4 protein-coding genes are annotated in these 9,371 nt (G+C 71.3%); 3 read left to right on the forward strand and 1 reads right to left on the reverse strand.

Translation table 11 applies throughout. From position 1 onward, the window contains the following. Positions 1 to 38: 38 nt before the first annotated feature. Entirely contained in the window at positions 39 to 473 is a 435-nt protein-coding gene (locus AC27VN_RS22940) for a DUF1841 family protein (RefSeq protein ID WP_208511236.1), read from the reverse strand. Between the two features lie 342 nt (positions 474 to 815). On the opposite strand from AC27VN_RS22940, the gene AC27VN_RS22945 reads away from it, so the two are divergent. The 3 genes from AC27VN_RS22945 to AC27VN_RS22955 all read left to right on the forward strand — a co-directional run. Further along, on the forward strand, positions 816 to 6,146 hold the full coding sequence (locus tag AC27VN_RS22945; RefSeq protein WP_490878007.1) for a hypothetical protein: 5,331 nt from the start codon (positions 816 to 818) through the stop codon (positions 6,144 to 6,146). An 89-nt stretch (positions 6,147 to 6,235) separates the two neighbouring features. Beyond that, on the forward strand, positions 6,236 to 6,742 hold the full coding sequence (gene pal, locus AC27VN_RS22950) for a peptidoglycan-associated lipoprotein Pal (protein ID WP_093347731.1): 507 nt from the start codon (positions 6,236 to 6,238) through the stop codon (positions 6,740 to 6,742). A 105-nt stretch (positions 6,743 to 6,847) separates the two neighbouring features. Further along, the coding region (locus AC27VN_RS22955) for a Mur ligase family protein (RefSeq protein ID WP_490878008.1) at positions 6,848 to 9,371 on the forward strand (2,524 nt) is incomplete at its 3' end.

Genomic DNA, 9,371 nt, shown 5'->3' on the forward strand with positions numbered 1-9,371 from the left:
CGGCGCGGCGGCGCGGGGCGTCGGCGGGGTAGTCGACCTCAGTCCTTCGTGGCGCGGCGCTGCACGCAGGCGACGTAGCCGTCGCCATCCGGCGGGCGGCCCGCGCGCTGGCTCTCCCACATCATCTGCCCCAGGCATTCCATCGCCTCGTGATGCGCATCGAGCAGCGAACCGCGGCGCGCGGCCAGCAGCTCGACCGCCTGGCGGATGCCGCGCGGCTGGTCGATCGAGCACTGCTCGCTGATCGACAGGTGCATCGACAGATGCAGGAACGGGTTCTCGCGGCCGTTCGCGCCGTCGTAGACCCGCGCCACCGCCGCGTCGGCGTCGAGCAGGTCCTCGTGGTACTCGGGGTGCGCCTCGATCCAGCCGGCGGCGATGGTCTCGAGTGCTTCCATCGGCAGGCCCTGGCGGTGCTTGGCGTACACGTCGCAGAAGAAGCGGCGCACGTCTTCCTGGGAGGGATTGAACATATATAGATAGGCAGAGAAGAAGCGGAGGGGACGCAGGCCGCGAGGCCGTGGGCACGTGCGCGGCGATGACGCGTAACGCAGGTCCGTGGCGCTTGCGCGTGTCGGCCGAAAACCCCTGGGGTCGGGCCGGCGTTCCGGGGCGCACACGTTACATCGTTACGTAACGAATCGAGAAAAGACCTCGGTGAAAGCCCTCGCAAGCCGTCTCGCGAAGGACTGATTTGAAAGAAAAACCCAAGCAGATCAACGAGTTGCAGCGGTCGATGGGCAGTGGGTGCAAGGCCGCGAAAAGGCGGCACGCAAGTTGCCCCTGTAGTTCCATCTTTTGTCACAGAGGCCGCCATGACTGCACCACAAGCATCGACCCCTTCGACCGCGGGAACTGCCGATAACGGCGTTGCTCCAGTGGTCATCGCCCAGGCCACCGCAACGCCGATCGCCCCCATGGGCTCGGCACCGGTGGTCGCACCCTCCGCGCCTGTCGCGACGGGGCCCGCCAGCATCGGATCGCTATCCAATGCTACGCCGGGCACGGTCGTCATGCGCGATGGCGTGTCGATTCCCGTCGACGGCGGCCATTCGCTGATGGCCGGCGATCGCGTGATCGTTCCCGACGGTGGCCAGGCCAACGTCCTGTTCCCCGGCTCGGCCGGCAACAAGGCGCCGCTGGCCGGCGTCTTCACCGGCGGCACCGATGCCACCGTGGGTTCCACCAAGCTGCCTGGCGGCCTCGAGCAGGTGAACGTCGACGTGGCCTCGGGCGACCTGCAGGTCACGCCGCCCGACAGCGATGCGGATGCCGCCGCGCTGGCCGTCACCAAGAAGCTCGCTGCCGGCAGCGGCATCGGCCTGGGCGAGTTCGCCCTCGGCGCGCTGGGCGCGGCCGCACTGGGTGCCGCACTGAGCGGCGGCGGTGGTGGCGATGGTGGCTTCATTCCTTTCCAGATTCCAGGCGGCGTGGGTGAGTCCGACGCCGATGCCGACGCGGACGCCGATGCGGACGCGGATGCCGATGGCGATGCGGACGCCGATGCCGACGCGGATGCTGATGCCGACGCGGACTCGGATGCGGACGCTGACGCCGATGCGGATGCAGACGCCGACGCCGACGCTGACGCTGACGCCGATGCGGACGCCGACGCTGACGCTGACGCCGATGCGGACGCTGACGCTGATGCCGATGCGGACGCTGACGCTGATGCCGATGCGGACGCTGACGCTGACGCTGATGCCGATGCCGATGCCGATGCCGATGCCGATGCCGATGCCGATGCCGATGCGGATGCAGACGCTGATGCCGATGCGGACGCTGACGCTGACGCCGATGCAGACGCTGATGCGGACGCTGACGCCGATGCGGACGCTGATGCCGATGCCGATGCCGATGCCGATGCTGACGCCGATGCGGATGCTGACGCCGATGCGGATGCTGACGCCGATGCGGACGCTGACGCCGATGCGGACGCTGACGCCGATGCCGATGCCGATGCCGATGCCGATGCCGACGCTGACGCTGACGCCGATGCAGACGCTGACGCCGATGCAGACGCAGACGCAGACCACCTCCTCGATCCGGGCGACGGCCTCGTCAACCACGTGATCGATGCCGTGGACGACACCCTCGGCCTGGGCGGCGCGCTCGACCCGGTGAAGCCGGTGGTCGATGGCGTCACCGACCTGCTCGACGACGTGCTCTCGCCGATCGTCGGCGAAGAGTTCACGCCCGACGATCCGAACGAGTTCGATCCGGTCGACACGGCCGTGGACAACCTGACCAACGGCGTGGGCGGCGCGGTCGCTCCGGTCGTCGATGCCCTGCTGGGCAACGGCGTGACCGACGCGCTGATCGGCTCGCTCAACGGCCAGGTCGACTACGTCACCGACGCCCTGGGCAACGCACTCGAGAACGTGCTGGGCAGCGATGGCCTGCTCGGTGGCGTGACCACCGGCCTGGGCATCGACGGCCTCGTCGACGGCCTGCTGGGCACCGACGGCACCATCGGCCAGGTGGTCGATGGCCTGCTCGGCGAAGGCAGCCTGCTGGGCAGCGCGCTCGGCGAAGACGGCCTCGTGGGCCAACTGCTCGGCGACGACGGTCTGGTCGGTGGCCTGATCGGCGAAGGCACCGCGGTCGGCAGCCTGCTCGACACCCTGCTGGGTGACGGCGGCCTGCTCGGCGGCGTGGGCGGCGAAGGCGGCCTGCTGAGCGGCCTGCTCGGCCCGGCCCTCGGTTCCGACGGCCTGCTGGGCAGCCTGATCGGTGAAGACAGCGCCCTGGGCGGCCTGCTGGGCGAAGACGGCCTGGTCGGTGGCCTGCTCGGCGACGACGGCCTGCTCGGCGGCCTGCTGGGCAGCGAAGGCCTCGCCGGCGGTCTGCTCGGCGAAGGCGGCATCGTGGACAGCCTGCTGGGCCCCGATGGCCTGGTCGGTGGCCTGCTGGCCGACGGCCCGCTGGGCGGCCTGCTCGGCGGTGAAGACGGTCTGCTCGGCGGCCTGCTGGGCGACGACGGCCTGCTGGGTGGCCTGCTCGGCGACGACGGTCTGCTCGGTGGCGTGCTCGGCGACGACGGCATCCTCGGTGCCGGCGGCCCGCTCGGCGGCCTGCTGGGTGACGACGGCCTGCTCGGTGGCCTGCTGGGCGACGACGGTCTGCTGGGCGGTCTGCTCGGCGACGACGGCCTGCTCGGCGGCGTGCTGGCCGACGACGGTCTGCTCGGTGGCCTGATCGGCGGCGATGGCCTGCTGGGCGGCCTGCTCGGCGACGACGGCCTGCTCGGTGGCGTGCTCGGTGACGACGGCCTGCTCGGCGGTCTGCTGGGCGATGACGGCATCGTCGGCGGCCTGCTCGGCGAGGACGGCCTGGTGCCGAGCCTGCTGGGTCCGGACGGCCTGGTCGGCGGCCTGCTGGCCGAAGACGGCCTGGTCGGTGGCCTGATCGGCGAAGACGGCCTGCTGGGCGGTCTGCTCGGTGGCCTGCTCGACGGCGGTGGCGGCGGCACGGGTGCCCAACTGCTCGACCCGACCGACAGCATCGTCGGCGGCCTGGTCGACGGCCTCAACGACGGCCTGCTCGGTGAGCTCGGCCTGGGCGACGTGCTCGCCCCGGTGGTCGGCCTGACCGACAGCCTGACCGATACCGTGAGCGGTCTGCTGGGCCCGGTGCTCGGCGACACCTTCACGCCGAACGACCCGAACGTGCTGGATCCGGTGGACGACCTCGTGGGCCAGGTCACCGACGGCCTGGGCGGCCTGCTGAGCCCGCTGACCGACCAGCTGCTGGGCGCCGGTACCACCGACGCACTGCTGGGCGCGGTGGGCACGCAGGTCGACTTCCTGACCGATGGCGTGGCGAATCTGATCGGCGGCGATGGGCTGCTGGGTGGCGTGCTGGGTGATGACGGTCTGCTGGGCGGTTTGCTCGGTGGCGACGGTGGTCTGCTCGGCGGCATCCTGGGTGATGACGGTCTGCTGGGCGGCTTGCTCGGTGGCGACGGTGGTCTGCTGGGTGGCATCCTGGGCGACGACGGTCTGCTGGGCGGTTTGCTCGGCGGTGACGGCGGCCTGCTCGGCGGCATCCTGGGCGACGACGGCCTGCTGGGCGGCTTGCTCGGTGGCGACGGCGGCCTGCTGGGTGGTGTCCTGGGCGACGACGGCCTGCTGGGCGGCCTGCTCGGTGGCGACGGCGGCCTGCTGGGTGGTGTCCTGGGCGACGACGGTCTGCTGGGCGGCCTGCTCGGCGGCGACGGTGGCCTGCTGGGTGGCGTGCTGGGTGACGATGGTCTGCTGGGCGGTCTGCTCGGCGGTGACGGCGGCCTGCTGGGTGGCGTCCTGGGTGACGACGGTCTGCTGGGCGGCCTGCTCGGTGGTGACGGCGGCCTGCTGGGTGGCGTCCTGGGCGACGATGGCCTGCTGGGCGGCTTGCTCGGCGGTGACGGTGGTCTGCTGGGTGGCGTCCTGGGCGACGATGGCCTGCTGGGCGGCTTGCTCGGCGGTGACGGTGGTCTCCTGGGTGGCGTGCTAGGCGATGACGGCCTGCTGGGCGGCTTGCTCGGCGGCGACGGTGGCCTCCTGGGTGGCGTGCTGGGTGACGACGGCCTGCTGGGCGGCTTGCTCGGCGGCGACGGTGGTCTCCTGGGTGGCGTGCTGGGCGACGACGGTCTGCTGGGCGGCTTGCTCGGCGGTGACGGTGGTCTCCTGGGTGGCGTGCTGGGCGACGACGGTCTGCTGGGCGGCTTGCTCGGCGGTGACGGCGGCCTGCTGGGTGGTGTCCTGGGCGACGACGGTCTGCTGGGCGGCTTGCTCGGCGGTGACGGCGGCCTGCTGGGTGGCGTCCTTGGCGACGACGGCCTGCTGGGCGGTCTGCTCGGCGGCGACGGTGGCCTGCTGGGTGGTGTCCTGGGTGACGACGGCTTGCTGGGCGGTCTGCTCGGCGGCGACGGCGGCCTGCTGGGTGGCGTCCTGGGCGACGACGGCTTGCTGGGCGGTCTGCTCGGCGGTGACGGCGGCCTGCTGGGTGGTGTCCTTGGCGATGACGGCCTGCTGGGCGGTCTGCTCGGCGGTGACGGTGGTCTCCTGGGTGGTGTCCTGGGTGACGACGGCCTCCTGGGCGGTGTCCTCGGCGGTGACGGCGGCCTGCTCGGCGGCATCCTGGGTGACGACGGCCTTCTGGGCGGCGTGCTCGGCGGTGACGGCGGCCTGCTCGGCGGCGTCCTGGGCGACGACGGCCTGCTGGACGGTCTGCTCGGTGGTGACGGCGGCCTGCTCGGCGGCATCCTGGGCGACGACGGCCTCCTGGGCGGCGTTCTCGGCGGTGACGGCGGTCTGCTCGGCGGTGTGCTGGGCGATGGCGGCCTGCTGGGTGGCGTGCTCGGTGGTGACGGCGGCCTGCTCGGCGGCATCCTGGGCGACGACGGCCTGCTGGGCGGCATCCTGGGCGACGACGGCCTGCTGGGCGGTGTGCTCGGCGGTGACGGCGGTCTGCTCGGCGGTGTTCTTGGCGATGGCGGCCTGCTGGGCGGCGTGCTCGGCGGTGACGGCGGCCTGCTCGGCGGCATCCTGGGCGACGACGGCCTCCTGGGCGGCGTGCTCGGCGGTGGCGAAGGCGGCCTGCTCGGTGGCGTGCTCGGCAACGACGGCCTGCTGGGTGGTGTGCTCGGCGGCGACGGCGGCCTGCTCGGCGGTGTGCTGGGCAACGACGGCCTGCTGGGTGGCGTGCTCGGCGGCGGCGAAGGCGGCCTGCTCGGCGGCGTCCTCGGCGACGACGGCCTGGTCGGTGGCCTGCTCGGCAACGACGGCCTGGTCGGCGGTCTGCTGGGCAACGACGGCCTCGTCGGCAGCCTGCTCGGCTCGCTCGGCGGCGACGGCCCGTTGGCCAACATCCTGCAGCCGGTCACCGACATCCTCGGTGGCCTGACGGGTGGCGCGACGCCGGTGGTCGATTCGCTGACCGGCACCAGCGCCGGCGCGCTGGCCCCGGTGACCGACATCCTGGCAGGCGCCACCGGTGCCGCGGCACCGGTGGTCGACACGGTGGCCAACGTGCTGGACGGCGTGGACCACGCCCTGGGTACCAACCTGACCCAGGTCGTGACCCCGATCACCAGCCAGGTCGAGCACACGGTCGGCAACGTGGTGACCCCGGTCGCCAACATCCTGCACGGCCTGCTGGGCTGATCCGGTCACGGACAGTGGACGGAAAAAAAGAGAACGAGCAGCAGAAGAAAGGACGGACCGGCAACGGTCCGTCCTCTGAAAGGAACGGTATGAAGACGAATTTCCGGATACTGGCCATCGCGGCACTGGGCGCCAGCCTGGTCGCCTGCGGCACCGGGCCCAAGCAGGGCCGCGACGACGCGACCTACTACTACTCCAACAAGGGGGCGAGCGCGGTCGCCAAGGTCGAGCCGCCGCCCCCGCCGCCGGTGCAGAACGGCCCGGCCGGCGTGTCGAAGATCGTGTACTTCGACTTCGACAAATACGACATCAAGCCCGAGTACCGCAACATCGTCGAGGCGCACGCCAGCTTCCTGCGCAACCGCCCGACGAGCCGCGTCGTGCTCGAAGGCCACACCGACTCGCGCGGTGGCCGCGAATACAACCTCGCGCTGGGCCAGCGCCGTGCCGAAGCCGTGCAGCGCGCCCTGACGCAGCTGGGCGTGCCCGCCGAACGGCTCGAAGCCATCAGCTGGGGCATGGAAAAACCCGCATCGCTTGCCAACACCGAGGAGGGCTACCAGCTCAATCGCCGCGCCGAATTCAGCTACCGCTGAACCAGGGAACTGCGATGCCTTCGATGGCAGCTCCCGGTCTTCCGAGTCATCGCGGCAACGCATGACGAAGAGGGCCGGTTGCCCGTTTTCGACCGGGGCCGAATGATGTCCTTTTCCGATCAGCTCCACGCCTGCCACGAGCGACTCGTCTCGGTGTGCGCGGCGCTGCCGGCGCCATACCCGGCCTTCACGCTGTTCTTCTCGGTGAGCGACGGCACGCAGCGGGCGCACGTGGTGCACACCCGCGCGGCCGTGCTCGAGACCGCCTGGCGCGAAGGCGCCGAGCAGGTCGAGCGCTGGGTGCGCGAGCACGGCATCGTCTCGCCCTGGCTGCGCATCGACTGGGTCGAGGGCGCGAGCCCGATCGACTGGGTCCAGTTCAAGGGACAGCTGGCGTCGGTCAAGCGCAACTACTTCCGCCTCGGCCTGGCCTTCGACAAGGACTTCGAGCTCGCGTTCACCGAGCAGGAGCTCAATGCGAACGCGATGCTCAGCGGCGACTCGACCATCGCGCATGCGGTGGTGAACCCGCGCAACTTCGAGCTCTATGCCGATGCGCGCTTCGGCCGCCGGCTCTCGCTCGACCTGCCGGGCGACCAGCCGGTGTTCCTGCTGGCGACCGTGGGCCTGTTCTGCCAGCCCGACGGCGTGGTGCACAAGCTCGTGGGCACGGGGCTCGATGCCGGCCGGCGCCAGCTGCCCGCGCTCAATCCGCAGTCCACGCTCGACCTGGTGCGCAGCGGCGCCTCGTACCTGGCGCGCCAGGTGCAGGCCGACGGCCTGTTCGTCTACGGCTACTTCCCCTGCTTCGACCGGCGCATCCCGACCTACGATGCGATGCGCCATGCGAGCGCGCTCTACGCCATGATCGAGGCGTGGGAGATCACGCGCGACGAGACGCTGCGCGCGGCCATCGAGCGCGCGCTCGATCGCCTGGTGCATCACCTGATCCGCGACTACAAGCTCGCCGACGGCCGCGACATCTCGTTCCTGGTCGACACCGGCGGCGAGATCCGCCTGGGCGGCAACGCGGCCTGCGTGCTGGCGCTCGTGAAGTACTGCGAAGCGATGGACACGCGGCGCTGGCTGCCGCTGCTCGACAAGCTCGCGCTCGGCATCTCCTCGCTGCAGGACCCGGCGACCGGCCGCTTCAACCACGTCATCCATGCGAACGACCTGACGCTCAAGCAGGCCTCGCGGATCATCTACTACGACGGCCAGGCCTCCTACGGCCTGCTGCGCCTCTACGGCCTCACGCGCGATCCCCAGTGGCTCGCCGTGGTGGAGAAGGCCTTCGACCACTTCATCGCCAGCCAGCACTGGCAGGCGCACGACCACTGGTTGAGCTGCTGCGTCAACGAGCTCGCGCGCTGGAGCCCGCAGGAGCGCTACTTCCGCTTCGGGCTGCAGAACGTCGCGGGCTACCTCGACTTCGTGCTCGACCGCAAGACCACCTTCCCGACGCTGCTCGAGCTGATGCTGGCCGCGCAGCAGATGCTGCAGCGGCTCGAGGGCATGCCCGCGATGCGGCACCTGCTCGACGAGCTCGACGTCGAGAAGTTCTACCGCGCGCTCGACTACCGCGCGCACTACCTGCTCAACGGCTACTTCTGGCCCGAGATGGCGATGTACTTCCGCCGTCCCTCGACCATCGTCGGCTCGTTCTTCATCCGCCACCACGCGTTCCGCGTGCGCATCGACGACGTCGAGCAGTACGTCTCGGGCTTCGTGGCCTTCCACCGCTACCTGGTGGAGCGCCGCACGCTGCATGGCGCGGGCGCCGGCGCGGTGGCCGGCGGCGGCATCTCGGTCGGGCAGGGCGGACCGCGCGACGACGGCGGCACCTGGACCGCGAGCGAGATGGCGCGCGTGACCGGCGGCGAATGGGTGGTGAAGCCCGAGGATGGCTGGCGCGCCAGCGGCGTCGCGCAGCGCTCCTTCCTGCGCAAAGGCCGCGTGGTGTTCGAGAACCAGACGCGTAACGCCAAGGCCCCGCTCGCGGCCGTCGCGCTCAAGGGCGTGCTGCAGCCCGCGGCCGCCGTGCTGTGCGTCGATCCCAAGCCGCACCTCGACAAGCGCGTGCCGGTGCTCAAGGTGGCCGACCTGCCGCAGGCCGTGCTGCAGCTCGGCACCCATGCGCGCGCCGAGTTCAACGGCGGCGTCTGCGCCGTCGTGGGGCAGGGCGTCGCCGGCGCGACCGTGGCGGCCATGATGGCCAGCGCGCTCACCGTGTGGGGCGAGGTCGGCCAGCCCGAAGGCAGCATCAGCCTGCCCTCGGGCATCGCCTGGAACCTCACCTGCCTGCCGCGCCACGCCGCCTACTGGGTGCTCGACATGAGCCAGTCGCAGCTGCCCGCGTCGACGCAGCTCGTGCGCCCGACGCTCGCGGTCATCACCGGCCCCTCGGCCGCGGCGCAGAAGCACCGCGGCCCGGCCGAGGCCGCCGCGCGGCAGGACGCGCGCATCTTCCTCGGCATGACCGCCGGCGACAGCGTGGTGCTGAACCGCGACATGGTCGAGTACCCGGTGTTCGCCGAAGCCGCGGCCGAGCGCCAGCTGCAGGTGGTGAGCTACGGCGAGCACCGCGCGGCCGACGTGCGGCTGGTCTCCTTCGACCATGGCGAGGTGA

The organism is Variovorax sp. 20P10.2.4 (assembly GCF_058244205.1).

Excerpts from the sequence above, each read along its gene's own strand:
- AC27VN_RS22945 (WP_490878007.1), top strand. The coding sequence starts at position 816 with ATGACTGCACCACAAGCATCGACCCCTTCGACCGCGGGAACTGCCGAT.
- AC27VN_RS22940 (WP_208511236.1), bottom strand. The coding sequence starts at position 473 with ATGTTCAATCCCTCCCAGGAAGACGTGCGCCGCTTCTTCTGCGACGTG.
- pal (WP_093347731.1), top strand. The coding sequence starts at position 6,236 with ATGAAGACGAATTTCCGGATACTGGCCATCGCGGCACTGGGCGCCAGC.